Genomic DNA, 25826 nt, shown 5'->3' with positions numbered 1-25826 from the left:
GGTGATCACGGTCATCGGTACGGGGACGGGCGGGCCGCCGCCGGTCGTCGGCGCCGCCGACCTGGTCGTCGGGGCGGCCCGCCATCTCGACGCGGCCGAACTCCCGAGCGGCGCCCGGCGGTTGGTGCTCGGGCCGCTGGCTCCTGCGCTCGACGAGATCGGCGCCTGCGCGGCCGCCGGCCGCCGGGTGGTGGTGCTGGCGTCCGGCGACCCCGGTTTCTTCGGGATCGTACGGGCGCTGGGCGCGCGGTTCGGCGCGGCGGCGCTCGACGTACGGCCGTCGGCGCCGTCCGTCGCGGTCGCCTTCGCCCGGGCCGGGCTGAGCTGGGACGACGCGGTCGTGGTCAGCGCGCACGGGCGGGATCTGCGGGCCGCGGTGAACGTGTGCCGGGCGCACCAGAAGGCGGCCGTCCTGACCGGGCCCGGCGCCGGGCCGGCCGAACTGGGGGCGGCGCTGGCCCGTACCGGCCTGGACCGGCGGCTCGTGGTCGCCGCCGGGCTCGGCTCCCCGGACGAGGCGGTGGTCACCGTCTCCCCGGCGGAGGCCGCGGCGCGGGACTGGGGCGACGCGGTGAGCGTCGTGCTGTGCCTGCGGCCCGGCGCCCCGGCGCCCGCCGCCGCCACGGTCGCCGGGCCGGCCGGCGCTCCCGCCGGATGGGCGATGCCCGAGGAGGACTTCTCGCACCGGGACTCGATGGTCACCAAGTTCGAGGTACGGGCGCTGGCGCTGGCGCGGCTCGGGCCGCGTACCGGAGAGCTGGTCTGGGACATCGGGGCCGGGTCCGGCTCGGTGGCCGTGGAGTGCGCGCGGTTCGGAGCGGCGGTCGTCGCGGTCGACAAGTCGGCAGAGGCGGTGGCCCGGGTGCGGGCCAACGCGGCGGCCCACGGGGTGGACGTCGAGACGGTGCTGGGCCGCGCGCCCGCGGTGCTCGGGCGGCTGCCCGACCCCGACGCCGTCTTCGTCGGCGGCGGCGGCTCCGACGTGGCGGCCGTCGTGGCCGCGTGCGCGCGGCGGGCGCGGCGGGCGGTGGTCGTGACGCTCGCGGCGGTCGACCGGGTCGCCGAGGTCCGTGCCGCCCTCGGGGCGGCGGGCCTTGCGGCCGATGGCGTCCTCCTGCAGTCCTCCCGCCTGGCACCGCTGCCCGGCGGAGTCACCCGGCTCGCCGCGGCCAACCCCGTCTTCGTGCTGTGGGCCGAGCGGCCCACCGCCACCCGTACCGAAGGAGCACCCGCGTGATCGGCCTCATCTCCGCCACCGCGGCGGGCAGGACCGGCTGCGACCGGCTCGCCGCCGCGTGGCCGGAACGTACCCGCCGCTACGACGGCGCCCCCGTCCGCGACCTGCTCCCCGTCGCCTTCGCCGAGTGCGACCAGCTCGTCCTCTTCCTCGCCACGGGTGCGGCGGTGCGGCTGCTCGCCCCGCTGCTGGCCGGCAAGACCGCCGACCCGGCCGTCGTGACGGTGGACGAGGCCCACCGCCACGCGATCGCCCTGCTCGGCGGCCACGCCGCCGGGGCGAACGCGCTGGCGCTCGCGGTGTCGACGGTCCTGACCACCTCGCCGGTGATCACGACGGGGACCGACGCGACCGGCACGCCGGCCCTCGACACCCTCCCCTACCCCGCGGAGGGCGCGATCCCCGCCGTGACCCGCGCCCTCCTCGACGGCACCCCCGTCCACCTCCACGAGGACGCCACCTGGCCCCTCCCCCCCCTCCCCACCACCCCACCACCGGGTGCGACGGGCCGCGCCGCCACCGGCCCGGCTGCCCCGCCCACGCGCGGGACCGAACGCCCCACCCCCGACCCCACTGCCGCGACGAGCGAAAGTGGTCTCGTCGTCTGGGTCACGGATCGGGTTGTGGAGGGCGGGGAGGGGACCGTCGTGGTGCGGCCGCCGGGGCTGGTGGTGGGGGTCGGGGGGAGCCGGGGGGCCGGGGTCGGGGAAGTGGTCGGGCTGGTCAGGGGGTGCCTGGCGGAGGCCGGGCTCGCGGAGGGGAGCGTCTGGCGGATGGCCACCGTCGAGGCCAAGAAGGACGAGGCCGGGATCGTGGGGGCGGCGGCCCTGCTGGGCGTGCCGCTGGTCACGTTCGGGGCCGAGGCGCTGGCCCTGGTGGCCGTGCCCAATCCCTCGGCGGCGCCGCTGGTCGCGGTCGGCACCCCGTCGGTCGCCGAGGCGGCGGCCCTGCTGGCGGCCGGCCCCGGCGGCGAACTCGTCGCCGAGAAGCGGAAGTCGGCGATGGCCACGGCCGCGGTGGCGCGGCGCAGGCCGCGCGGGCGGCTGGCGGTCGTGGGGCTCGGCCCGGGCGCCCGGGACCTGCTGACGCCCCGCGCGACAGCGGAGTTGCGCCGGGCCTCGATCGTCGTCGGCCTCGACCAGTACGTGGCGCAGATCCGCGATCTGCTGCCGCCCGGCACCCGGGTGCTGGAGTCGGGGCTGGGCGCCGAGGAGGAAAGGGCGCGCACCGCGGTGGCCGAGGCCCGCGCGGGCCACGCGGTCGCGCTGGTCGGCAGCGGTGACGCCGGGGTGTACGCGATGGCCTCGCCGGCCCTGGCGGAGGCCGCTGACGACATCGACGTCGTCGGCGTGCCCGGCGTGACCGCGGCCCTGGCGGCTTCGTCGCTGCTGGGCGCCCCGCTGGGCCACGACCACGTGTCGATCAGCCTGTCGGACCTGCACACCCCGTGGGAGGTGATCGAGCGCCGGGTGCGGGCGGCGGCCGCCGCCGACCTGGTGGTCACCTTCTACAACCCGCGCAGCCGCGGCCGCGACTGGCAGCTGCCGAAGGCCCTGGCGCTGCTGGCCGAGCACCGCGGGCCGCGCACACCGGTCGGCGTCGTACGGGCGGCGTCCCGCCCGGACGAGGAGGTCACCGTCACCACCCTGGCCGACGTCGACCCGGCCACCGTGGACATGGTCTCGGTGGTCACCGTCGGCAACACCGCCTCCCGTGTCGTCGCGGGCCGGATGGTGACGCCGCGCGGTTACCGCTGGCAGGCCGGCCGGGACGGCGAAGGCGGTGGCGCGTGAACCGCGTCGTGCACCCCATCGAGCAGGAGTCCTTCCGCATCCTGCGCTCGCGCCTTGACACCTCGGGGCTTCCGCCGCTGCGCCGCGCGGTGCTGGAGCGGGTGATCCACTCCAGCGCGGACCTGGCCTACGCCACCGACCTGGTGGCGGACGAGGCCGAACTGGCCGCCGCGCACACCGCGTTGCACGCCGGTGCGCCGATCGTGGCCGACGTCGGCATGGTCGCGGCGGGCATCACCGCCCGCCGGGCGGTGTGCCGGCTCGCCGACGCGGTGGCGGGACAGGGGCTGACCCGCAGCGCGCACGCGGTCCGGCTGGCGTACGAGCAGGTCGGCCCGGGCGCGGTGTGGGTGATCGGCTGCGCGCCGACCGCGCTGGAGGAACTGCTCGTGCTGGACGCGGCCCCCGCGCTGGTGATCGGCCTGCCGGTCGGCTTCGTGGGCGCCGCGGAGAGCAAGGCCCACCTGCGCGCTTCCGGCCTGCCCGCGGTGAGCAACATCTCGGAGAAGGGCGGCTCCGCGGTGGCCGCCGCCGCGCTCAACGCGCTGCTCTACACCCCTGCCGCAGTACGAGAATCCAAGGAGAACGACCTGTGACACCCCCCGCATTGCTCCTCGTCGGCCACGGGACCCGTGACGAGGCGGGCGCGAGCGCCTTCCGCTCCTTCGTGGCGGAGTTGGGCGCCGCCCACCCGGGGCTGCCGGTCGGCGGCGGCTTCATCGAGCTGTCGCCGCCCCCGCTGGCCGACTCGGTCGCGGCGCTGGCCGACGCGGGCGTGAGGGACTTCGCCGCGGTGCCGCTGGTGCTGGTCTCCGCGGGGCACGCGAAGGGCGACATCCCGGCGGCGCTGGCCCGGGAGAAGCAACGGCACCCGGGGACGTCGTTCGCGTACGGGCGGCCGCTGGGGCCGCACCCGGGGCTGCTCGCGGTGCTTGAGCGGCGGGTGGACGAGGCGCTCGCGGGAGCGGACCGGGCGGGCGCGACGGTGCTGCTGGTCGGGCGCGGCTCGACCGATCCCGACGCGAACGCCGAGGTCTTCAAGGCGGCCAGGCTGCTGTGGGAGGGCCGCGGATACGCGGGCGTGGAGGCCGCGTTCGTGTCGCTGGCCGAGCCGTCGGTCCCGGCCGGCCTCGACCGCTGCCGGCGGCTGGGCGCGCGGACGGTCGTGGTGCTGCCGTACTTCCTCTTCAACGGGGTGCTGCCGGACCGGGTACGCGAGCAGGCCGCGGTGTGGGCGGCCGGGCCGGGCGGCGGCACCGAGGTGCGGTGCGCGGACGTGATCGGCCCGGCGCCGGAGCTGGCGGAGCTGGTGATGGAGCGCTATCGCGAGGCGCTGGAGGGCGATCTGCGGATGAACTGCGACAGTTGCGTCTACCGGGTGCCGATGCCCGGCTTCGAGGACCGGGTCGGCCGGCCGCAGCTGCCGCACCACCACCCGGACGACCCGTCCCACCCGCACGGCGGCCACGGTCACAGCCATGCTCACACCCACTGAACGCGGCGGGCGGACCGCCGGCGACGGCTACGACCTCGGGCACCACGGTGACGCGGAGGTCGGCGAGGGACTGGTGGACCTGGCGGTCAACGTCCGTACGGGCACGCCGCCGCCGTGGCTGGCCGAGTGGATCGCCGCCTCGCTGACCGGACTTGCCGGCTATCCGGACGGGCGGGCCGCCCGGCTGGCGGTCGCGCTGCGGCACGGCAGGGCGGACGAGCGGGAGGTGCTGCTGACCGCGGGTGCCGCCGAGGCCTTCGTGCTGCTGGCCAGGGCGCTGCGGCCGCGGCACGCGGTGGTGGTGCACCCGCAGTTCACCGAGCCGGAGGCGGCACTGCGGGCCGCGGGCCACCCGGTGGACCGGGTGCTGCTGCCGGCCGCGGACGGTTTCCTGCTGGACCCGGCCGCGGTGCCGCGGGACGCCGACCTGGTGGTGCTCGGCAACCCGACGAATCCGACGTCGGTGCTGCACCCGGCGACGCTCGTACGGGAGTTGGCGCGACCGGGGCGGACCCTGGTGGTGGACGAGGCGTTCATGGACGCGGTGCCGGGCGAGCCGGAGTCGCTGGCCGCGGCGCGCGAGGTGCCGGGGCTGCTGGTGCTGCGCAGCCTCACCAAGACCTGGGGGCTCGCCGGACTGCGGATCGGCTACGTCCTGGGCGCGCGCGAGCAGATCGCGGCGCTGGAGCGCGCCCAGCCGCTGTGGGCGGTGTCGACGCCCGCGCTGGCGGCCGCCGTTGCCTGCATGGGCGCGGACGCCCTTGCCGAGGCGGCCGACGCCGCCCGGCAGATGGCCGCCGACCGGGCGTATCTGCTGGGCCGGCTGGGCGGTTTCGGCGCGGTGCGGGTCGCGGGCGACGCGCCCGCCGCGCCCTTCGTGCTGCTGCGAATGGCGGATGCCGGGCAGGTCAGGGAGCGGCTGCGGGGCCTGGGTTACGCGGTGCGCAGGGCCGACACCTTCCCCGGTCTCGGCCCGGACTGGCTGCGGGTGGCGGTACGCGACCGCCGTACGACCGATGGCTTCCTCAACGCGCTGTCCACCGCTACGACCGAACTCCCAGTGCGGTGAGGTCGATCCCGCCGAACACCTGCTGCTGGTAGGCGTTGGTGAGCCTGCTGCCGCGGTAGACCAGATGGCGGGTGTAGATCAGCGGCACCATCGTGGAGTCGCTCATCGCGGTCGCGTCCGCTTTCTTCCACTGCTCGGCGGCCTCGGCGGGGTCGGTGAGGGTGTCGGCCTTCTCGACGATGTCGTTGAGGTTCGGGTCGTTCAGGCCCGAGTAGTTGCTCGGGCTGCCGGGCTCGACCAGGGTGCGCAGGAAACCGCCGCCGGTGGGCCAGTCGGCGGCCCAGACGGTGAGAGCCATGCCCCAGCCGGCCTTCTTCAGCTTGGCGGGCGAGGTCAGGGTGGCGTAGAAGTCCGTGGACGGCACCTGCACGATCTTGACCTTGATGCCGACCGCGGACAGCGAGTGCTGGATGGCCATCATGGCTTCCTGCAGCCGCGGCGAGTTGCTGGGCCCGGCGAGGGTGACGTCGAAGCCACCCGGTTTGTGGCAGCTCACCAAGTGCTGCTTGGCCGTGGTGGGATAGGCCGTGCCGTCGGTGTAGCCGTACGGGTGGGCGTCCGGGTCGTAGCCTTCGGTGACCGGTGGCAGCATCGTGGTGGCGACGTCACCCCCGTCGTACTGCCCGCCCATCACGGCCCGTATCTGCGAGCGGTCGACGGCGTATTGGATGGCCCGGCGGCACTCAAGGTTGTCGAACGGCGCGATGGCGGTCTGCAGGCTGAGGTAGCGGGTGGCGCCGGTGAAGACCAGGTCGGCGTGGCTTCGCAGCGACGGGTTGTTGAGCAGCTTGGTCTCAGCGCCGTCGGACAGCGTCTGCCCGTTGAGGTCGAGGTCGGCGGAGCCGTTGAACAGCGCTTCCTCCACGGCGTCCTGACTGCCGTAGAGCCGCAGCTCGATGGCGTCCGGCAGGGCGGAGCGGATGGGATCGGTGGACTGCTTCCAGTACGGGTTGCGGGTCATGCGCAGGCCGCCGTCGGCGCTGTAACTCGCGATCCGGTACGGGCCGCTGCCCACCGGCTGCTTCTGGAAGTCCTTGCCGTCGTTCTTGTCCGTGGCGCGCGATACGGGCGCGGCGATGGACATCGCCAGCACGTTGCGGAAGTCGGCGAAGGGCTTGTCGAGGGTGAAGACGATGGTGGAGGTGTTGGGGGTGCTGACCGACCGCAGGCCCAGCTTGTCCGGATCCGAGTCCCTGTACGGCCCCGGGTAGTTCTGGCCCTGGTCGAGCAGGTCCACGAAGTAGCTGGGCCCGGCGGCGAAGACCGACCGGTCGAAGGTGCGCTCGATGCCGTACTTGATGTCCTGCGACGTGATCGGCGTGCCGTTGTCGAAGGTCAGGCCCGGCTTGAGGGTGAAGGTCCAGGTGTGGCCGTCGGAGCTGACCCTGCCGGTGTCGGTCGCGAGGTCGGGCACCAGCTTGTGCCCAGCGGACCCGGGCACCGGTGCGTAGTCGACCAGTTTGCGCAGATAGAGGCGCTGCAGCTCCCATGACGCCTGCGTGTACGTGCGCGCCGGGTCGAGCATGCCGTCCTCCAGCGAGGAGGCGGCGAGTTCGAGGGTGCCGCCCTTCGTGCCTGAGGGGTTCACCACTCCGGTGAGGCCGCCGCCGTAGCCCGCACCCTCCTTGCCGCCGTGCAGCTTCAGCGCGGCGCTCTGCGCGAGCGTGACGTTCGGCGAGGTGGTGGGCGGCTTGGGGCCGTGGCCGCCCTTGCCACCGCCCAGCGGGACGAAGACCAGCGTGACGGATGCCGCGACGGCGGCGACGGCCAGGCCGGACACGCCCGCGATCCAGCGCCGCCTGGTGCGCCGGGCCGGGTCGAACTCCCCGGTGCCGCTGGGCCCGTTGAGCGGCGGCGGGGTGCCGGGCTGATACGGCGGCGGCAGCGGCACGTGCGGCCTGACGGCGTACGCCGGATGCTCCCCGGGCAGGGACGGCGGCGGGGTGGACTCCGGGGCCTTGCCGAAGGGGTTGGCCGTGGCAGGGGTGGGCGGCGGCGTGGCCGGCTGGGCGGGCGTGGCCGGCGTCTGCGCCGGGGGCGGCGTCCGGACCGGCGGGAAGGCGGGGAGTCCCGCACCGGCGCCGAAGGTGGCCCGCGGGTCGGCGCCGCCGCCCAGTGGCCGGGTCGCACGGTCGCCCTCGGGCGGCACGGCGGGGCCGGCGAGCAGCGCCGAGTGGCCGGACACGGTCAGCCAGGACCGCAGGCGGTCGCGGAAGACCGCCGCGTCGAAGTGCCGGGCGGCCGGGTCCTTGGCGAGCGCGGTGAGCACCAGCGCGTCCAGTTCCTTCGGCACCCGCGGATTGCGGGCCGAGGGCACCGGCGGCGGGGTGTGGACGTGCCAGTACATCAGGTTGATCGGGTTGCCGTCGGTGAACGGGGGTCTGCCGGTGAGCAGTTCGGTCAGCACGCAGCCGACGGCGTAGACGTCGCTGCGGGCGTCGACCTCGGCGCCGTTGATCTGCTCGGGCGACATGTAGCTGGGGGTGCCGATCGCGGAGCCGGTGGTGGTCAGCCGGGCGTCGGTGTCCAGCACGCGCGCGATGCCGAAGTCGGCGACCTTGATGACGCCTTCCGTGGTGACCATCACGTTCGCCGGCTTCACATCGCGGTGGACGGTGCCGTGGCTGTGCGCGTGGGCGAGCGCGTCGAGGATGTCGCTGGTGATCCTGACCGCCCGCTCGGGTGCGAAGTACACCGCCTGGCGGACGAGTTGGGACAGCGTGCCGCCGCGCACGTACTCCATGACGAGGAATGGCACCACCTCGTCGCCGTCGCGGACCTCGTCCTGGTCGTGGACGGTCACGATGCCCGGGTGGTTGAGCGCGCCGGCCGCCTGGGCCTCCCGGGCGAAGCGGCGCCGGGCGTCGGGGTCGCCGGCCAGTTCGGGCAGCAGCGTCTTGACGGCGACGGTACGGCCCATCCGGGTGTCGTGGGCGCGGTGCACACGGGCCATGCCTCCGGCGCCGAGCAACTCGGCCAGCTGGTAGCGCCCCGCGAATAGCCCGTCCGTCATGCCAGTCCCGCCCACTGTCGCGCTCAGCGCCCGCTGTGTCCACGGCCCCCGGCGCCGAACTGAACTGGACCGCTTCAACTCCCCTGGGCCCTGGGCGAGTCTGTGGTCTCGGGGAAAGCCTAGAGGGCGGCGCCGCTGGTGCGGCGCCGCCCTGAAGGCTTTCGTTCCCCCGTTGTGACCTTGCTACGGATATGTCTGCGTATTCCGTCAGTCCTGTGTGTCCGCGTCAGCGGCGGACCTGCGGCGGCGGGCGGCCAGCAGATACGCCGTCCCGCCGGCGGCCAGCAGGCCCGCGGCGCCGATCGCCAGGTAGGGGGTGGACGAACTGGCCCCGGTCTCGGCGAGGTTGCGGTCGTCGGGGCCGCTCTGGGTGAGGGTGCCGGTGCCGCCGGAGGTGCCGGCCGACCCCGAGGCGCCGGCCGAACCGGCGGTCGAGCCGCCGGAGGTCGTGGAGCCGGCCGAACCGGTCGTGCCCGCCGAGCCGGTGGAGCCGGTCGTGGTGCCTGTCGTGCTGCCGGTGGTGGTGCCGGTCGTGGTGCCGCTTGTCGTGCCGGTGGTGGAGCCGGTCGTGGAGCCGGTGGTCGATCCTGTGGTGGTGCCAGTGGTGCTGCCGGTCGTCGCGCCGGTGGTCGATCCTCCCGTCGTACCGGAGGTCGTACCGGACGTCGAACCGCTCGTGGAGCCCGTGGTCGATCCTGTGGTCGATCCCGTGGTGGACCCGGAGGTCGAGCCGCCCGAGGTGGAACCTCCAGACGTGGAACCGCCCTTGTGCGGCGTCCGGCAGGTGGCCTGCGCCAGCGTCACCTCGCCGCTGACCTTGGCCACGCCCAGTCGCAGCGGGTTGAGCCGCACCTTGAGGCGCAGCGCGGTGGCGGCCGCGGTGTCCGAGGTGGTCGAGGTCCTGGTGAGGTCCAGGCTCACCCGGCCGACCCCGGGTACGGTCAGGTCCGTGGTGCCGACCGCGCCGAGGGTGACCCGCCGCCCCAGCACGGTCAGCCCGACCAGCTCGGCGTGCGCGGTGGGCCGGTGGCCGGTCTGGCAGGTGGCCTTCGCGGTGATCACGTCCGCCTTGACCAGGGCCAGCAGCGGCACCCCGGGGACGTGCACCTGGGCGTGCAGGACGTTGGCGTACCCCTCGGCCTTGTGCGCGTCGGCGGTGGCGCGCGCGGTGGCCGCGTCGGCCCGCAGGATGCTGATGCCGCGCCCGCGCTCCACGCCGCTGCCGACCTTCACGGTGAGTGCGGTCCGCCGGGCGTCGGCGGGCGCGTGCACGTCGTTCAGCGACACGTTCACCGGGACGTCGACGGTCCTGCCGAGCAGCGAGACGTCCAGGTCGGCCCGCAGCACGGCCGCGCCGGACGTGCCGCCGCCCGTGGCGCCGGCGGGCGCCGCCTGCACGGCGGGCGCGGCGACGGCCGCGGCCCCCGCGGCGAGGGCGACGGCCGCGCCGATGGCGGCGGCCGAACGGCGGGCGGGCAGCGAGAAGTTGATGGTGCGGTACACGGTGTGGGACCCCCACGGGTGACATCGGTAAAAGATGGATTCCCCGGCGGCGAGGTGGTGCTGGGACAGCTGCCGGGGAGCTAGGGCAGCCATGTTTACGCACTGAGAGTGAATCCGCGGCTACGCGCCGCCAGTTCACCCATAAGGGTGGTTTCCGTGAATATCTTCGAATTACGTGGCACGGCCGTTCCCGCGCGTCACCCGCATGGCGGGGAGCACGGCTGCACCCCTGGTCACGCGCCGGGTCGCCCGGGCGGCAACGGGGTTGCCCAACGCCCCGTGGGGGCGCGGCGTTACGGGCCGGTCAACAGCGCGCCCGGGCACGGGTGGCGGCCGCGTACCGTACCCACCGCTCCACCGGGGCCTGCGGGGAGCCGCGTTCAGGCCACCACGGTGCCGCGCAGCACGATCCGGCGCGGGGCCGCGAGCACCCGGACGTCCGCGCGCGGGTCGGCGTCGTAGACGACCAGGTCGGCCGGTGCGCCCTCGGTCAGGCCCGGGCGGCCGAGCCATTCGCGGGCGCCCCAGGTCGCCGCGGACAGCGCCGCCTCGACCGGCAGGCCCGCGGTGACCAGTTCCTCGACCTCGGCGGCGATCAGCCCGTGCGGCAGGCTGCCGCCGGCGTCCGTACCGGCGTAGACGGCGATGCCTGCGTCGTAGGCGTTGCGCACCGTCTCGTGGCGGCGGGCGTGCAGCCGGCGCAGGTGGTCCGACCAGCGGGGGAACTTGGCCTCGCCGCCAGCTGCGAGGCGCGGGAAGGTGGCGATGTTGACCAGGGTCGGCACGATGGCGACGCCGTGCTCGGCGAAGAGCGGCACCGTGTCGTCGGTGAGCCCGGTGGCGTGCTCGACGCAGTCGATGCCGGCGGCCACCAGGTCGGCGAGCGAGTCCTCGGCGAAGCAGTGCGCGGTGACCCTGGCGCCCTCCTCGTGGGCGGCCGCGATCGCCTCGGCCAGCGCGTCCTTGGGCCAGCAGGGCGCCAGGTCGCCCTGCTCCCGGTCGATCCAGTCGCCGACCAGCTTGACCCAGCCGTCACCGCGCCTGGCCTCCCGGCGGACGTAGGCGGCCAGGTCGCCCGGCTCGATCTCATGGGCGTAGTTGCGGATGTAGCGGCGGGTACGGGCGATGTGCCGGCCCGCCCTGATGATCCGCGGCAGGTCGTCGCGCTCGTCGGTCCAGCGGGTGTCGCTGGGCGAACCGGCGTCCCGCAGCAGCAGCGCGCCCGCCTCGCGGTCGGCGAGCGCCTGCTTCTCCGCCGTCTCCCGGTCGACGGCGCCGTGCGCGTCAAGGCCCACGTGGCAGTGCGCGTCGACCAGTCCGGGCAGCGCCCAGCCCTCGACGGCGACCGCCTCGGCGGCGGGCCGCCGGTGGCTGATCCGGCCGCCGACCACCCACAGCTCGTCGCGTACGTCGTCCGGTCCGGCCAGGATTCGGCCCTTGATGTGCAGCACGTCGCCCATGACGGCACTGTAACGAGGTGGAACCGCGACCATGTCGCGAGGTCACACCGCCGTGAGCCGGCTGAACGTACTGCGGTACTCGCTGGGGGTCAGGCCGACCCGGCGCAGCAGGTGCTGGCGCAGCGAGTCCGCGGTGCCCAGGCCGCTGGCCCTGGCGACCTGGTCGACCGGCAGCGCGGTGGTCTCCAGCAACTCGCGTGCCCGCTCCAGGCGCTGGTGCAGCAGCCACTGCAACGGGCTCAGCCCCGTCTCCGCGTGGAAGCGCCGGGTGAGGGTCCGCACGCTGACCGCCGCGTGCCGGGCCAGGTCGGTCAGGGTGAGCGGCTGGTCGAGCCGGGTCATCGCCCAGGCGCGGGTCTCGGCGAAGGACGTGCCCGTCTCGGCCGGCAGCGGCGTCTCGGTGAACTGCGCCTGCCCGCCCGGCCGTACCGGCGCCACCAGCGCGTGCCGGGCCACGCTGTTCGCGACGGCGGCGCCGTAGTCGGTGCGGATGATGTGCAGGCACAGGTCGATGCCCGCCGCGTACCCCGACGACGTGACCAGCTGGCCGTCCTGCACGAACAGGACGTCGGGCTCGACGATCACGGCAGGGAAGCGGCCGGCGAACTCGCTGGTGTACGTCCAGTACGTGGTCGCCCGGCGGCCGTCGAGCAGGCCCGCCTCGGCCAGCAGGAAGGCACCGGTGCAGATCGAGGCGACCCGCTTGCCGGCCGCCGCGGCGCGGCGCAGCGCAGCCAGGACGCGCGGGTCGGGCAGCTCCCGGGACCCGGTGCCCGCAACGATCACCGTGTCCGCCCGGTCCACCGTGTCGAGCCCGCCGCGGATCACCACGTCGGCGCCGCCGCTGGTGCGGACCACGCCGGGCTCCGGGGTGCACAACTCCACCTCGTAGCCGGGCATACCGTCCACCTCGACCTTGGCGAAGAGCATGTCGGGCACCGCGAGGTTGAACATCGACACCGGCTCGTGCCCGATGACCACGACGCGGTGCGGACGGTGCGGGGCGGCAGGCATGGCCAGAACCTCCGGGTGTTTGGCATTACGGCCACTACTGTACGCCGCGGGGCCGCGCCAGGCTGGTGGGCATGGCACCCGACCTCACCGCACGCACCGGGCAACTCCCCTCCCCCGCACGGAACATGGGCGACACCGCCCGGCGTCCGGCGACCCCCGGCCGCACGCTGGCCGCCGCGCTGCTCGGCTTCTTCCTCATCACCCTCGACGCGTCCGTGGTCAACGTGGCACTCCCGGCGATCGGCAGCGACCTGCACGGCGGGCTGTCCGCGATGCAATGGGTGGTGGACGGCTACACCCTGGCCTTCGCGGCGCTGATGCTGTCCACCGGCGCGCTCTCCGACCGGATCGGTGCCGGGCGGGCCTTCACCGGGGGCGTCGCGGTCTTCGCCGCCGCCTCGCTGGCCTGCGGCGCGGCGCCGGGGCTCGGCCCGCTGGTCGGCGCCAGGGTCCTGCAAGGGGCTGCCGCGTCCGTGGTGCTGCCGTCCTCGCTCGCCCTGGTCAGGCAGGCCTACCCCGACGCCGCCCGGCGGGCCAGGGCCATCTCGCTGTGGGCGGTGGGCGGTTCGTCGGCCATCGCGCTCGGGCCGGTCGTCGGCGGCGCGCTGACCACCGCGTGGAACTGGCGGGGCATCTTCCTGGTCAACCTGCCCGTCGCGATCGTCGCCCTGCTGCTCCCCGACCGCACCGGGCCCACGGAACGGCGCCGGGTGCCGCTGGACGTCCCCGGCCAGCTGACCGCTGTGCTTGCGCTGGCCACGCTGACCTTCGCGGTGGTCGAGGGCGGCGAAGCGGGTTGGGGCGCGGCCGGGGTGGCGGTTGCCGCGACCGCCGGCTTCTTCGTGATCGAGTCCAGGCACCCGCACCCCGTGGTGCCCCTCGGCCTGTTCCGCAACCGCGTCGTCACCGTCTCCATCGCGGCGGGCGCGGCACTCAGCGTCGGCTTCTTCGGGATGTTCTTCGTACTCGGCCTGTTCTTCCAGGAGTTGCGCGGGCAGTCCGCGCTCACCGCCGGGCTGATGTTCGTGCCGATGACGATGCTGATCTCGACGGTGAACGTGGTCTCGGGCCGGGTCACCAACCGCTACGGGCCGCGGCTGCCGATGCTCGTCGGCCAACTGGTGATGGTCGCGGGCCTGCTGCTCCTGCTGCCCGTCGACGCGGATACGCCGGTGGCGCTGCTGGCGGCGGCGATGGTGCCGCTCGGGCTGGGCGGGGCGCTCGCGGTGCCGCCGCTGACCGCCGCGACGATGGGCGCCGTGCCCGCGGAGCGGGCCGGCCTGGCGGCCGGGGTACTCAACGCGGGCCGCCAGGTGGCGGGGGCCCTGAGCGTCGCGCTCTTCGGGACCCTGGTGGGAGACCGGTCCCACTTCCTGGCCGGAATGCGGCTCAGCCTCCTCATCGCCGCGGCTCTCGTCTCCCTGACGGCCGTCGCCACGGCCGCCGCCCTCCGCGCAACCCCAGCCGGGGGCTGAGCGGGCGGTGCCAATTGCGCCGGCGCTGCCCCCCTCCCACCGCCGTGGCTGGCCGCGCCGTTCCTCGCGCTCCTGAGGGGGTGCCACTTGCGGTGGCCTGTCGCTTCACCCCGGCGGGGGCCGGCCGCGCCGTTCCTCGCACCCCTCAGGGGGTGCCGTGGCGGCGGGCCGATCGGTCAGGCGGGTGTGCCGTTGATGCGGCGGGGGAGGGCGAGGGGGTTGGAGTCGCGGAGTTCTGGGGGGAGGAGGGCAGGCGGGGTGTCCTGGTAGGCGACCGGGCGGAGCCAGCGCTCGATGGCGGTGCCGCCCACCGACGTGGACGTCGAGGTCGTGGCCGGGTACGGCCCTCCGTGGTGCTGCGCGGGGGCGACCGCGACGCCGGTGGGCCAGCCGTTGACCAGGACGCGGCCGGCGAGCGCGGTGAGCCGCCCGAGCAGCGCCGCCGCGGCCCCGCCCTCCTCCGCGGCCTCGGCCTCGCCGAGATGTGCCGTCGCGGTGAGGTTGCCCGGCAGCCGGTCGAGGACGGCGGCCAGCTCCGCCGCGGAGCCGTAGCGTACGACCACGGTCAGCGGCCCGAAGCACTCCTCAAGGAGCAGTTCGTCGAGTTCGCCCGCGCCGACGGTGACGAAGCCGGGGCGTACTCCCGTCTCCCCCTCCCCCGCGGCGGCGACCGGCGCGGACACGCCGGGCAGCGCGGCACGGGCGGCGGCGCCCTTGAGGAAGTTGTCCCGCATGCGGGAGTCGAGCAGCACCCCGGGCGCCGCGTCCCCCGCCGCCGCGGTCAGCGCGGCCAGCAGCCGGTCGCCGTCCTCGCCGGCCGGGGCGAGCACCAGGCCCGGCTTCGTGCAGAACTGCCCGGCCCCGAGGGTGAAGGACCCGGCGAGGCCGGTACCGATCTGCTCGGCCCGCTCGGCGGCGGCAGCCTCGGTGACGACGACCGGGTTGAGGCTGCCCAGCTCGCCGTAGAAGGGGATCGGCTGCGGGCGGGCGGCGGCCGCGTCGTAGAGCGCGCGACCGCCGGGGATGGAGCCGGTGAAGCCCGCGGCGGCGACGAGCGGGTGGCGGACGAGTTCGACGCCGGCCTCGAAGCCGTGCAGCAGCACCACCGTGTCGGCGGGCAGCCCGACCGCGACGGCGGCGCCCCGCAGCAGGTCGGCGCACAGCGCGGAGGTGGCCGGGTGGTCGGGGTGGGCCTTGACGACCACCGGGCAGCCGGCGGCCAGCGCGCTGACGGTGTCGCCGCCGGGGACGGAGAAGGCCAGCGGGAAGTTGCTCGCCGCGTAGACGGCGACGACGCCGAGCGGGATCTTCATCCGCCGCAGGTCGGGCCGCGGGATCGGCTGCGCGGCCGGATCGGCGTGGTCGATGATCACGTCGAGGAACGCGCCCTCGTCCACGACGTCGGCGAAGGCTCGCAGCTGGTAGGCGGTCCTGGCCAGCTCACCGGTCAGCCGGGGCACCCCGAGCGCGGTCTCTGCGTCGGCGGCGGCGACGACCTCGGCGGCCGATTCCTCCAGCGCCCCGGCGGCGGCCCGCAGCAGCCGGGAGCGTACGCTGCGGTCCGCGAGCGGGGGGATCGCGGCGGCGGCGGCGCGGACGGCGGCGTCCACGTCCTCAGCCGTGGCCTCGACGGCGACCTGCTCGCGTTGCTTCCCGGTACGGGGGTCGACGCTCCAGACTGGTGCTGCCACCGGAATAACCTCCACATTTCCGCACTGCTCACCGTCGCCGTTCTATATACTGAACGACGTCTTCACATGTGAATCTTTAGGGAGCCTACGTCCGGGCCTCCCGGCCGAACAAGAGGGGTCGAGCGCAATGGGTGCTGCCGAGGGAGCCGGTTCCCAGGTCAAGTCCGCGGTCCGCACGGTCGAGCTGCTGGAGTTCTTCGCGGGCCGGCCCGGCATGCACAGCCTCGCCTCGGTGCAGGAGTCGGTCGGCTACCCCAAGTCCAGCCTCTACATGCTGCTGCGCACCCTGGTCGACCTGGGCTGGATCGAGACCGACGCGACGGGGACGCGGTACGGCATCGGCGTGCGCGCGCTGCTGGTCGGCACGTCCTACATCGACGGGGACGAGGTCGTGGCCGCCGCCCGGCCGACGCTGGACCGGATGTCGGACGACACCAGCGAGACGATCCACCTGGCGCGCCTGGACGGCACGAGCGTGGTCTACCTGGCGACCCGGCAGTCGCAGCACTACCTGCGCCCGTTCACCCGGGTCGGCCGCAGGCTGCCCGCGCACTCCACGTCGCTCGGCAAGGCCCTGCTCGCCACGTATACGGACGAGCAGGTGCGCAAGCTGCTGCCGGAGACGCTGGAGCCGCTCACCGAGCACACCCACACCGACCGGGAGAAGCTGATCGCCGAGCTCGCGGTCATCCGCGAGCAGGGTTTCGCGGTGGACCGCGAGGAGAACACCCTGGGGCTGCGGTGCTTCGGGATCGCGGTCCCCTACCGCACCCCGGCGCGGGACGCCGTCAGCTGCTCGGTGCCGGTCGCCCGGCTGACCGCGTCCCACGAGCAGATGATCAAGGACGCGCTCTTCGACGCCCGTGACCGCCTGCTGCTTGCCACCCGCCGCCTCTGAGCCGGGCCCCGGCGGGCCACCCCAGCGGCCGGGAGCGCCGGGCGCGGCCGTAGGGTCGCAGGATGGGCACTGACGGGACCGGGTACGACCCGGAGTTGTACGCCAGGCGGCGCGAGTCGTTCGGGGCCGCGGCGGCGGAGTACGCGGCGCATCGTCCGGACTATCCGGCGGAGGCCATCGCGTGGGCCCTGGCGCCGGCCGGGGACGCTGGGGCGCTGGACGTGCTGGACCTGGCCGCGGGGACCGGCAAGCTGAGCCGGAGCCTGGTCGCCCTCGGGCACCGGGTGACCGCGGTGGAGCCGGACACGGCGATGCTCGACGAGCTCCGCCGCCGAGTGCCGGAGGCCACCGCCGTCGTCGGCTCCGCGGAGCGGATCCCGCTGCCGGACGCGTCGGTGGACGCGGTGCTGGTCGGGCAGGCGATCCACTGGTTCGACCAGGGCAAGGCGCTGCCCGAGATCGCCCGGGTGCTGCGGCCCGGCGGCCCGCTGGCGACGCTGTCCAACGCCGACGACGACCGGGTCGAGTGGATCGCGGGGCTGGGCGACGTCTCGCCGAGCCAGGTGTCGTACCTCGGCTGGGCGACGAGCCCGGGCCGCAGGATCGAGCAGAACCCGGCGTTCTCCGCCACCGAGGACGCCGACTTCCCGCACGCGCTGCGGCGCACCGCCGACTCGCTCGTCGCCACCGTGGCGACCCACTCGCACATGCTGGTGCTCGACCCGGCGGAGCGCGAGGCGGCCAAGGAACGCGTCAGGGAGTATCTGCGCTCGCGCCCGGAGACCTCGGCCGGCGAGTTCGATCTGCGGCTGGTGACCCGGGTGCAGCGCTGCGTGCGTGCCGGCGGCTGATGCCGTTGGCAAGCACCGGCCACACCACGTCGACCAGCGGTTACCGCGGGAAAGAAAGATGATTCCCGACCACTGCCCAGAGCCTTTCCCCGCTGCTACGCTCTCGCCGCGCCGTGGCGGGGAGGTCCGGGCAGGAAGAGGTGACCGTGGGCACTGCCGTCGACGACGATGCCGCCGCCTTCCACGAGTTCTTCGAACGGCACTACGCCGAACTCGCGCGTCTCGCGCATCTGTTGACCGGTGAGGCGGACGCCGCGGACGACCTCGCGGCGGACGCGCTGGTGGCTTTGTGGCGGCGCTGGGACCGGGTGCGGACGGCCGACCACCCGGTGGCGTACGCCCGCGGTGTGGTGGCGAACCTGGCCCGTTCGCGGATCCGCAGCGCGGTCCGCGAGCGGCGCCGGATCGCGCTGTTCTGGTCGCAGCGGCCCGAGCGCACCGACGGGCCCGACCTGCCGGCCGTGCTCGACCTGCGGGAGGCGCTGCAGCGGCTGCCGTTCCGCAAGCGGGCCTGCGTGGTGCTGCGGCACGCGTTCGACCTGTCCGAGCGCGACACGGCGGCGGCGCTGGGGATCTCGGTCGGCACGGTCAAGAGCCAGACCTCCCGGGGGATCGCGGAGTTGGAGAGGCTGCTCCAACCCCGGACGGCGGAAGCCGGTACGGTGCAGGAGGCCGGATCGGCGGCCGTACCGGATTCCGCCGGTCCTGAACGCCTGCCGCGCGCCGGGACATCGGACGGCACGGCCGGCGCGGCAGACGGCGCTGCGGGTGGAATCGGCCCCGGCGCGCAGCGATTGCTGGGTGCGGCGGGTCCTGTGACTCGTGCTCGTACTCGTACGGGACGGGGAATGTGATGACCGATCTGCCGGAGCGGCTGCGGAACGCGGCCGACGCCCACCGGCCCGACAGGGAACGCATGCTGGCCAGGGTCGAGCACGCGATGGCCGCGGACGGCGCCGGGTCCGGTGACCACGAGTCCGGCGCCCGGGGCCACGACCGGCCGCCCGCCGCGCCCTGGATGCGGGTGACGGCGGTGACCGCGGCGGTGGCCGGCGCGATCGGTATCGGCGGCCTCGCGGTGGGCGCGGTGACCGGCGACGGCCAGCCGGCCGGCACGGCCGTCACCTCGGGCGACACCGGCACCGTCCGGCCCTCGCCCACCGCGGCGGGTACGTCGACCGGCGCGGGCGCGCGGGTGCCGGTGCCGCACCACGGCGCGGCGGCGTCCGGTCACCACAAGACGTCGGCGACCCCGCGCGCCACCGGCAGCGGCCGTACGCCCACGGTGCCGCCGTCCGACCCGTCACCGCCGGCCACCGCCCACAACACCTCACCTGGGCCGTCCCGCGGGCAGGTCGAGGGGCCCGAGTCGCCGGCGAGCAACGGCCCGCTGTCCTCCAACGGCGCCGTCGCGGCGGCCAGCAACGACTACTGGACGCAGAGCGACGTCCAGCTGACCACCGATCAGACGCTGACGTCGCTGACCGTCGAGTTGCGCGTCGCCAGGAACAACGGTGAGACCAGCACCGGTTCCTACACGGCGCTCTCGGACCGCACCAGCGCCCGGATGACCGTGGAGGGCCACGACCTGGTCTACCGCTGGACGCTCAACGCCGGGCAGACCCTGGGTCCTGGCGCGTACACCTTCTCGGCCCAGTTCAACCACGACCAGGGCCAGGGCGGTACGGACGGCGACCGCTACACCGTCACCGCCGGCTACGGATCGGGCGCCACCGCGACGGTCGGCGGCGGATTCTGAGCCGTGCCGCGGCGGCGCCGGGAAATATCCCGGAAATAATCGGGGAAGCACGGCAACCTCCCGTGTCCCGGTGGCGACTTGGGTATGCACCACCCTCCTGCCTCACCGACCGGTGATGCTCCGGGGCGCGGCGGTACCCCCATGATCGCCGCGCTCCGGTCAACCGGCGGGCAGTGCGGAGCGGACCGCCGCCAGGTCGGCGTCGGAGGCAAGTCCCGCGTGATAGAGCCGCAGTTGGGTGGCGCCCAGCTCGGCGGCGTGCGCGAGGTCGGCGGCGAGGGTGCCGGGGCTGCCGCCCATGCCGGAGACCACGGCGAAGTTGGCGGCCACCACGGTGCTCGGGGAGGCGTGCGCGGCGACCGGGGCGATCACCGCCTCGCGGCCCGCGGCGCCGGCCGGCCCGCCGGGGCAGGGCAGCACCAGGCCGTCGACCCGGCCGAGGATCCTGGCCGGCTGCACCCCGGCGTTGGCGCCGCAGCGGTACGCGGCCGGGTCGGCGTGCATCAGCACCTGGAAGCCGGGAGCGGCAGCCGCGCGGACCGCGGCGACGGCCCGCTCCTGGAGCGAACCGGCCGTCTCCGTACGCCAGGCCAGGGCCGGTGCGGCCCACCGGGCGCCCATTAGCCGCTCGATGCCGTCCGGCCCCGCCGCGTCGGTGCCGCCGTCCGCCCACACCGGCGCCAGGGCGGTACGGACGGCCGCCGCCAGCTCCTCGGGGTCGGCGCCGAGACCGGCGTAACCGTCCTTGCAGTACGGGCAGAAGCACAGCGACATCAGGTAGTGGGCGGCGTCGCCGAGCGGCACGCCGCCGATCTTGTCGTGCGCGTGCAGGTGCGCCAGGCCGTACCAGCCGAGCGACTCCAGTTCGGTGCCTGCGGCGCCGGGCCGGGCTGCGGCCTCGGCGGCGAGGTCGAGCAGATACTCCTGGACGGCCGGCTGGGCGATGCACGGCGCCCACGGGTAGCGGTCCCCGTAGGCGTTGACGACGCTGGTCCGCGGATGCTCTGCGCCCAGCCGGGAGTTGTGGGCGAGCACCACCCAGCTGTGCACGTCGAGCCCGGCGGCCCGCAGTTCGCCGGCCGCGGCGGCCCAGGCGTCCTCCGCGGCGGCCCACGAGCCGGCCGCGTACGGCCGCAACTCGCGGTCCTGCCAGCGCTTCTCGTCCGGCGGGTAGAGCGCGGCGGCGTAGGCGGCGGTGACCACCCGGTGCCGCGGGTGGCGCGGGGTGAGCGCCCGGGTGGAGTGGTAGGCGGCGGCCAGGGTGACCTGCTGGACGCCGAGCGCGGCGATCCGGCCGGCGGCGGCCGGGTCCCCGATCACGTCCCAGGGGTAGACGAAGGCGGAGCTGCGCATGTCAGTGCTCCCCCAGCAACGCGAGCCCGCTCTCGATGAGTTCGGCCAGCTCCTTGACATGCGCGGCGGACGGCTCCGACAGGGGCGGCCTGACCTTGCCGACGTCCAGGCCGCGCAGCCGCACCGCCGCCTTGACCAGCGAGACCGCGTAACCGCGGCCCTGGTTTCGGAGGTTGACCAGCGGGCGGTAGAAGCCGTCGATCAGCCGGTCGACGACGGCGTCGTCGCCGGTGGTCAGCGCCCGGTGGAAGGCCAGGGCGATCTCCGGCGAGAAGGCGAAGACGGCCGAGGAGTAGAGGGTGACGCCGAGGCCGCGGTAGGCGAGCCCGGTCAGCTCGGCAGTGGGCAGGCCGTTGAAGTAGAGGAAGCCGCCGCCGGGCAGTTCGGTGCGGACCGCGCTGATGATGCGCTGCATCAGGTCGAGGTCGCCGTAACCGTCCTTGAGGCCGATGATGTTGCGGACCTTGGCGAGTTCGACCACGGTGGACGGCGTGAAGACAGCGTTGTCGCGCTGGTAGACGATGACGTCCAGCGCGGTGCCCGCCGCGAGCGCGGTGTAGTGCCGCAGCAGGCCCTCCTGGTCGGGGACGACCAGGTAGGGAGGCATCGCCAGCAGCCCGTCGGCGCCCGCCCGTTCGGCGATCCCGGCGTACTGGACGGCCAGGGCGGTGCCGTAGCCCGCGCCGGCCACCACCGGCACCCGGCCCGCGGTCTCCTCGACGGCGGCGGCCACGCACACGCCGAACTCCTCGGGCGACAGGGCGTGGAACTCCCCCGTGCCGCAGCAGGCGAAGACCGCCGCCGCGCCCGCGTCCACCCCGGCGCGCACGTGCGCGCGGAAGGCGTCGAGGTCGAGGGCGCCGTCCGGGCCGAAGGCCGTCACGGGGAAGAACAGCAGGCCGTCGAGACGCTCGGCGAGTGAGGGTGAGGTCATCGGGTTCCCCTTGAAGGTCCGGTCTGTGCGCTCATATGATTCACGTCTATATTCATGAACGCTGCCACGTTAAGCGAGCATCCAGATGCGGGTCAAGACGATGCGCACAGGTCAGATGTGCCCGCGATCGGCCGTGCGCGTCCACATACCTGAACGCGGGCCACGGATATACTCGTCGACGGCGCCCGCCGGCCCACCGCCCCGGCGGTGACCGCCCGCGCACGTCATGCCAGTGGCCCCCTGGGGCCGGTGAGACCGAGGAGACCTGCCCATGCCCACTCCCCGCACCATTCTGCTCACCGGCGCCGCCGGCGGTCTCGGCACCCTCATGCGCGCACTGCTGCCGTCCTACGGCTACCGGCTGCGGCTCCTCGACCTGGTGCCGATCGACGGCGAGCCCGACGCGATCACCGCGGACCTCGCCGACCGCGAGGCGCTGCGCGCCGCCGTACGCGGCGTCGACGCGGTCGTCCACCTGGCGGGCATCTCCCTGGAGTCCACCTTCGAGAAGATCCTGCGGGCCAACATCGAGGGCACGTACAACCTCTACGAGGCCGCGCGGGAGGAAGGGGTGCGGCGGATCGTCTTCGCGTCCAGCAACCACGCGGTCGGCTTCACCCCGCGCCCGCAGGGCGACGACCCGCTCATCCCGGTGGACACGCCGCGACGGCCGGACACGTACTACGGGCTGTCGAAGTGCTTCGGTGAGGATCTGGCGCAGCTGTACGCGGACCTGCACGGGATCGCCACGGTGTCGATCCGGATCGGGTCGTGCTTCCCCGAACCCACCACGGTCCGGATGCTGTCGGTCTGGATGAGCCCGGCGGACGGGGCACGCCTCCTCCACGCGGCGCTCACCGCGAAGGTCACCGGGCACACGGTGGTCTACGGCAGCTCGGCCAACACGCGGCTGTGGTGGGACCTCGGCCCCGCCCGAGCCCTGGGATACGAACCCCAGGACGACTCCGAGGTCTTCGCCCCCGCCCTCCTCGCCGCCCAGGGCCCCCTCGACCCGGCCAACCCGGCCCACGCCAACCTGGGAGGCGCCTTCTGCACGTCCCCCCCGCGCTGGCCCCACTGACCTCCCCGACCCCAGCCCCCCTCCCAGGGGCGCGAGCAACCACCGCGCGCGCGACCACCCACCGGCCGGTGGTCCGGGGATGGCAGCAACAGCCCCTTCCGGCCGGTGACGACATGCAGCCCGTCGACGGCTGGTCGCGCCGTTCCCCGCGCCCCTGTGGGGCTCGGCCCAGCCGCAGAGGGCAACCACCAGGGGCGCGGGGAACTGCGCGCGCAACCACCCACCGGCCGGTGGTCCGTGGATGGCAGCAAGGACCCCCTCGGGTCGGCGGGGGGAGCCCCCCGGAGGGGACGGCGTGGGATCGTACGGGGGTGGACCCCCGGATTGTGATGCGCGAGGCGGCGCCCGCCGCCGAGGGCGCCGTGCTGCTGTTGCACGGTGGCGCCGAGAAGGGCATGCGGCGGCCCTCGTGGCTGAACCCGCCGTCCAGGCGCATGCGGCCGTTCGTGAAGGCCGTCGCGGACGGCAGCGTGGCGGTCGCGGAGGCCCGGTACCGGCACCGCGGGTGGAACGGCGACCGCGCCGACCCCGCGCAGGACGCCGCCGCGGCCCTGGCCGCGCTGCGGCACCGCACCGGCGGCCTGCCGACCGTGCTGGTCGGCCATTCGATGGGCGCCAGGGCCGCGTTGCGGATCGCGGCGGAGCCCGGCGTCGTGGGCGTCGTCGCCCTCGCCCCGTGGTGCCCGCCCGAGGACCCGGTCGACCAGCTGGCCGGCGGCCGGCTGGTCCTCGTGCACGCGGCGGCCGACCGGATCACCTCCCCGCGGGAGTCGCTGCTGACGGCGATCCGCGCGCGGGCCGCGGGCGCGCAGGTGTGCCGGTTCCTGGTGCCCGGCGGGGACCACGCGATGCTGCGGCACGCGGGGCTGTGGCACGCGCTGACCGCCGCCGCGGTGCACGGCCTGCTCGGTCTGCGCCCGCTCCCGCCGGAGGCCGCCTCGGCGTTCGCGCTGCCCGCGGGGTCCCCGGACGGGCTGGAGTTGCGGGCCGTCCCTCGGGCGGCCGGGTAATGGAACCGCAAAGCGGAGTCGGTCGTTAGCCGGACATGACCGCTATGACGCCTGGCTCGAATGTGCCGCTGTCCGTTCCCCGTGTGGCCGTCGACGTGGCCGCACCGGTGCGGCTCGACGTGTCGGGCCTGCTCCTGACCGCCGACGGCAAGGTGCGCTCCGACGACGACTTCGTCTTCTACAACCAGCCGCAGGGCGGCCCGGGGGTGACCCACCGCTCGGGCGGCGGGTCGGGCCCGGACGCCATCACGGTGGACACCGAGGCGGTGCCCGCCGGTGTCGAGAAGATCGTGGTGACGGCGAGCCTGGACGGCGGCGGCCCCTTCGCCGGGACGACGCCGACCGCCACCGTGCGCAACGCCGACGACGGTTCGGTGCTCGCCACCTTCACGCCGGCCGGGCTCGGCCCGGAGACCGCCCTGGTGGTGGTCGAGGTCTACCGCAGGGGCGGCGCCTGGAAGGTCCGCGCGGTCGGGCAGGGATACGCCAACGGCCTCGCGGGGATCGCCACCGACTTCGGGGTGAACGTCGACGAGCCCGCCGCGCCCGCCGCCGCACCGCAGGCCGCGCCGCAGCCCGCCCCGCCGTCCGGCCCCGCCGCCACACACCTGCCGCCCCCGCCGGCCGCCGCACCCGCCGCCCCGGCCGCGCCGCCCGCCGCGCCCGGCCGGATCAACCTGGACAAGGGCCGGGTCAACCTGCGGAAGAACGAGACGGTGTCGCTGGTCAAGGGCGGCAAGCCGCTGCTGTCCTCGGTACGCATGGGGCTGGGCTGGGAGCCCGCCTACGGCGGCCGGGACATCGACCTGGACGCGTCGGTGATCGTCTACGGCCCGCAGCGCAACCACCTGGAGACCTGCTACTTCGGCCGGCTCAGCATCCTGAACGGCGCGATCCAGCACTCCGGCGACAACCTCACCGGCGACGGCTCGGGCGACGACGAGTCGATCACCGTCCACCTCGGCGGGCTGCCGCCGGAGGCCACCGGGCTGCTCTTCACCGTCAACTCCTACTCGGGGCAGAAGTTCAACAAGGTCGCGAAGGCGTACTGCCGCCTGCTGGACGCGGCTTCCGGCGAGGAGCTGGTGCGCTTTGACCTCACCAGCGGTGAGGCCCGCACAGGTGTGCTGATGGCCAAGTTGATCAAGCAGTTCTCCGGCGAGTGGGAGATGACCGCGCTGGGCTCCTTCGTGGACGCCCGCACGGCGAAGTCCCTGGTCAAGCCGGGGGCAGCCGCTCTCTGAGGCCGCGTCACACCGGCCCGCGACGGCCCGGACTCCCTTGCGGGGCCGGGCCGTTGTGCTGCCCGCGCACCGCGCCCGGCCGCCATGTCATGGTCATCTAAATTTTACCGCTGCCCGTCTACCCGCATAGACCCGTTGGCCGGGACCCTGGTCGAGCACGCCCGTATCTCCCCCACCCCTAGCCACGGGAGCGCTCAGCCATGGCCAAGAACCCTCTCGCGTACCGAATAGGCTCAGTCGCCGGCGCCGCCGCGCTCGCCGCCACCGCCCTGCTGGCCGGAAGCGGCACCGCGCAGGCCGCGCTGCCCACCCCCATCGCCGCCTCCACCGCCCGCAGTTACCTGTCGGGGATGACGGCGACCGCCGAGACCCACGCCTCCACCTACGACCGCGACCTGTTCCCGACCTGGATCACCATCTCCGGGACCTGCGACACCCGCGAGTACGTGCTCAAGCGCGACGGCAGCAGCGTGGTGACCGACAGCTCGTGCAAGTCCACCTCGGGCAACTGGAGCAGCGTCTACGACGGGGTGACCACCACCAACCCGTCGACCTTCGACATCGACCACCTCGTGCCGCTGTCGGAGGCGTGGGACTCCGGCGCGTGGGCGTGGACGACCGCGCAACGGCAGGGCTTCGCCAACGACGTGACCCGGCCGCAGCTGCTCGCGGTGTCGGCGTCGGCCAACCGTTCCAAGGGCGACGACGACCCCGCCGAGTGGCTGCCCCGCGCGTCCTACCAGTGCACGTACGCGCGCGCCTGGGTGCAGGTCAAGCACTACTACGGGCTGAGCGTGGACAGCGCGGAGAAGTCGGCGCTCAGCTCGATACTCAACGGCTGCTGAGCCGGCGGAGGGCCGCGGAAACGATACGGCTGCCCGCCCCGGGGGGCGTACTCCGGGGCGGGCGTCGCCGCGTGCCGTGCCTGGCCGCGGGCGGTCTGCGG

At 74.7% G+C, this 25826-nt stretch carries 20 protein-coding genes and 1 pseudogene; 14 read left to right on the top strand and 7 right to left on the bottom strand.

Going from position 1 to position 25826, the window contains the following annotated elements:
* Window position 1: 1 nt before the first annotated feature.
* The 5 genes from cbiE to cobC are packed head-to-tail and all read left to right on the top strand — an operon-like array spanning window position 2 to window position 5594.
* Window positions 2-1237, top strand: a complete 1236-nt coding sequence (gene cbiE / locus OG702_RS27980; RefSeq protein WP_327293404.1) for a precorrin-6y C5,15-methyltransferase (decarboxylating) subunit CbiE — start codon at window positions 2-4, stop codon at window positions 1235-1237.
* Complete coding sequence (gene cobJ / locus OG702_RS27975) at window positions 1234-3030, top strand: precorrin-3B C(17)-methyltransferase (protein ID WP_327291710.1); 1797 nt, start codon at window positions 1234-1236, stop codon at window positions 3028-3030. The genes cbiE and cobJ overlap by 4 nt, the downstream gene beginning before the upstream one ends.
* A complete protein-coding gene (locus OG702_RS27970) occupies window positions 3027-3626 on the top strand; it encodes a precorrin-8X methylmutase (RefSeq protein ID WP_327291709.1) in 600 nt (199 codons plus the stop codon). Before cobJ ends, OG702_RS27970 begins: the two co-directional genes overlap by 4 nt.
* Window positions 3623-4525, top strand: a complete 903-nt coding sequence (locus OG702_RS27965) for a sirohydrochlorin chelatase (protein WP_327291708.1) — start codon at window positions 3623-3625, stop codon at window positions 4523-4525. The genes OG702_RS27970 and OG702_RS27965 overlap by 4 nt, the downstream gene beginning before the upstream one ends.
* The gene (cobC, locus tag OG702_RS27960; RefSeq protein ID WP_327291707.1) at window positions 4509-5594 is read left to right on the top strand and encodes an Rv2231c family pyridoxal phosphate-dependent protein CobC; all 1086 of its coding nucleotides are present in this window, start codon (window positions 4509-4511) and stop codon (window positions 5592-5594) included. Before OG702_RS27965 ends, cobC begins: the two co-directional genes overlap by 17 nt.
* Here the strand turns inward: cobC and OG702_RS27955 are convergent.
* The 4 genes from OG702_RS27955 to OG702_RS27940 form a co-directional block, all read right to left on the bottom strand.
* The gene (locus OG702_RS27955) at window positions 5569-8607 is read right to left on the bottom strand and encodes an ABC transporter substrate-binding protein (protein WP_327291706.1); all 3039 of its coding nucleotides are present in this window, start codon (window positions 8605-8607) and stop codon (window positions 5569-5571) included. The genes cobC and OG702_RS27955 overlap by 26 nt on opposite strands.
* Window positions 8608-8814: 207 nt before the next feature.
* Window positions 8815-10110 (bottom strand): SCO1860 family LAETG-anchored protein, encoded by a 1296-nt coding sequence (locus OG702_RS27950; protein WP_327291705.1) that lies wholly within the window; start codon window positions 10108-10110, stop codon window positions 8815-8817.
* A 380-nt stretch (window positions 10111-10490) separates the two neighbouring features.
* Entirely contained in the window at window positions 10491-11570 is a 1080-nt protein-coding gene (locus OG702_RS27945; protein ID WP_327291704.1) for an amidohydrolase family protein, read from the bottom strand.
* A gap of 42 nt (window positions 11571-11612) precedes the next feature.
* Window positions 11613-12584, bottom strand: coding sequence for a GlxA family transcriptional regulator (locus OG702_RS27940; protein WP_327291703.1), 972 nt, complete (start codon window positions 12582-12584; stop codon window positions 11613-11615).
* 71 nt (window positions 12585-12655) lie between these two features.
* Here OG702_RS27940 and OG702_RS27935 point away from each other — a divergent pair, with 71 nt between their 5' ends.
* Complete coding sequence (locus OG702_RS27935) at window positions 12656-14059, top strand: MFS transporter (protein WP_442814563.1); 1404 nt, start codon at window positions 12656-12658, stop codon at window positions 14057-14059.
* Between the two features lie 176 nt (window positions 14060-14235).
* On the opposite strand, the gene OG702_RS27930 is transcribed toward OG702_RS27935, so the two are convergent.
* Window positions 14236-15750 carry an aldehyde dehydrogenase family protein gene (locus OG702_RS27930; protein WP_327291702.1) on the bottom strand — a complete coding sequence of 505 codons (1515 nt, stop codon included), beginning with the start codon at window positions 15748-15750 and terminating at the stop codon, window positions 14236-14238.
* 127 nt (window positions 15751-15877) lie between these two features.
* Here OG702_RS27930 and OG702_RS27925 point away from each other — a divergent pair, with 127 nt between their 5' ends.
* From OG702_RS27925 to OG702_RS27910, 4 genes and pseudogenes are all read left to right on the top strand, one after another.
* Window positions 15878-16648 (top strand): IclR family transcriptional regulator, encoded by a 771-nt coding sequence (locus OG702_RS27925; protein ID WP_327291701.1) that lies wholly within the window; start codon window positions 15878-15880, stop codon window positions 16646-16648.
* Between the two features lie 62 nt (window positions 16649-16710).
* A complete protein-coding gene (locus OG702_RS27920) occupies window positions 16711-17499 on the top strand; it encodes a class I SAM-dependent methyltransferase (RefSeq protein ID WP_327291700.1) in 789 nt (262 codons plus the stop codon).
* A 146-nt stretch (window positions 17500-17645) separates the two neighbouring features.
* Window positions 17646-18212 (top strand): annotated as a pseudogene (locus OG702_RS27915) (SigE family RNA polymerase sigma factor); the annotation flags it as partial.
* 140 nt (window positions 18213-18352) lie between these two features.
* Window positions 18353-19258: a hypothetical protein gene (locus OG702_RS27910; RefSeq protein ID WP_327291699.1), complete on the top strand. Its 906-nt coding sequence runs from the start codon at window positions 18353-18355 to the stop codon at window positions 19256-19258.
* Between the two features lie 159 nt (window positions 19259-19417).
* On the opposite strand, the gene OG702_RS27905 is transcribed toward OG702_RS27910, so the two are convergent.
* Both OG702_RS27905 and OG702_RS27900 read right to left on the bottom strand, forming a co-directional pair.
* The gene (locus OG702_RS27905; protein ID WP_327291698.1) at window positions 19418-20611 is read right to left on the bottom strand and encodes a hypothetical protein; all 1194 of its coding nucleotides are present in this window, start codon (window positions 20609-20611) and stop codon (window positions 19418-19420) included.
* Window position 20612: 1 nt separating this feature from the next.
* Window positions 20613-21545: a 5-dehydro-4-deoxyglucarate dehydratase gene (locus OG702_RS27900; RefSeq protein ID WP_327291697.1), complete on the bottom strand. Its 933-nt coding sequence runs from the start codon at window positions 21543-21545 to the stop codon at window positions 20613-20615.
* A gap of 271 nt (window positions 21546-21816) precedes the next feature.
* Here OG702_RS27900 and OG702_RS27895 point away from each other — a divergent pair, with 271 nt between their 5' ends.
* From OG702_RS27895 to OG702_RS27880, 4 genes are all read left to right on the top strand, one after another.
* Window positions 21817-22626, top strand: a complete 810-nt coding sequence (locus tag OG702_RS27895) for an NAD-dependent epimerase/dehydratase family protein (RefSeq protein WP_327291696.1) — start codon at window positions 21817-21819, stop codon at window positions 22624-22626.
* A 311-nt stretch (window positions 22627-22937) separates the two neighbouring features.
* Complete coding sequence (locus OG702_RS27890) at window positions 22938-23636, top strand: alpha/beta fold hydrolase (protein ID WP_327291695.1); 699 nt, start codon at window positions 22938-22940, stop codon at window positions 23634-23636.
* A gap of 44 nt (window positions 23637-23680) precedes the next feature.
* Window positions 23681-24880 carry a TerD family protein gene (locus OG702_RS27885; RefSeq protein WP_327291694.1) on the top strand — a complete coding sequence of 400 codons (1200 nt, stop codon included), beginning with the start codon at window positions 23681-23683 and terminating at the stop codon, window positions 24878-24880.
* Window positions 24881-25080: 200 nt separating this feature from the next.
* Window positions 25081-25725, top strand: a complete 645-nt coding sequence (locus OG702_RS27880; protein ID WP_327291693.1) for an HNH endonuclease family protein — start codon at window positions 25081-25083, stop codon at window positions 25723-25725.
* The last annotated feature ends 101 nt before the right edge of the window (window positions 25726-25826 follow it).

Origin of the sequence: Streptomyces sp. NBC_01198 (assembly GCF_036010485.1) — a bacterium.
Taxonomy (GTDB): Bacteria; Actinomycetota; Actinomycetes; order Streptomycetales; family Streptomycetaceae; genus Actinacidiphila.
Note: the sequence above shows the minus strand (reverse complement) of the source record. Positions and strands in the feature narration are given on the sequence as shown.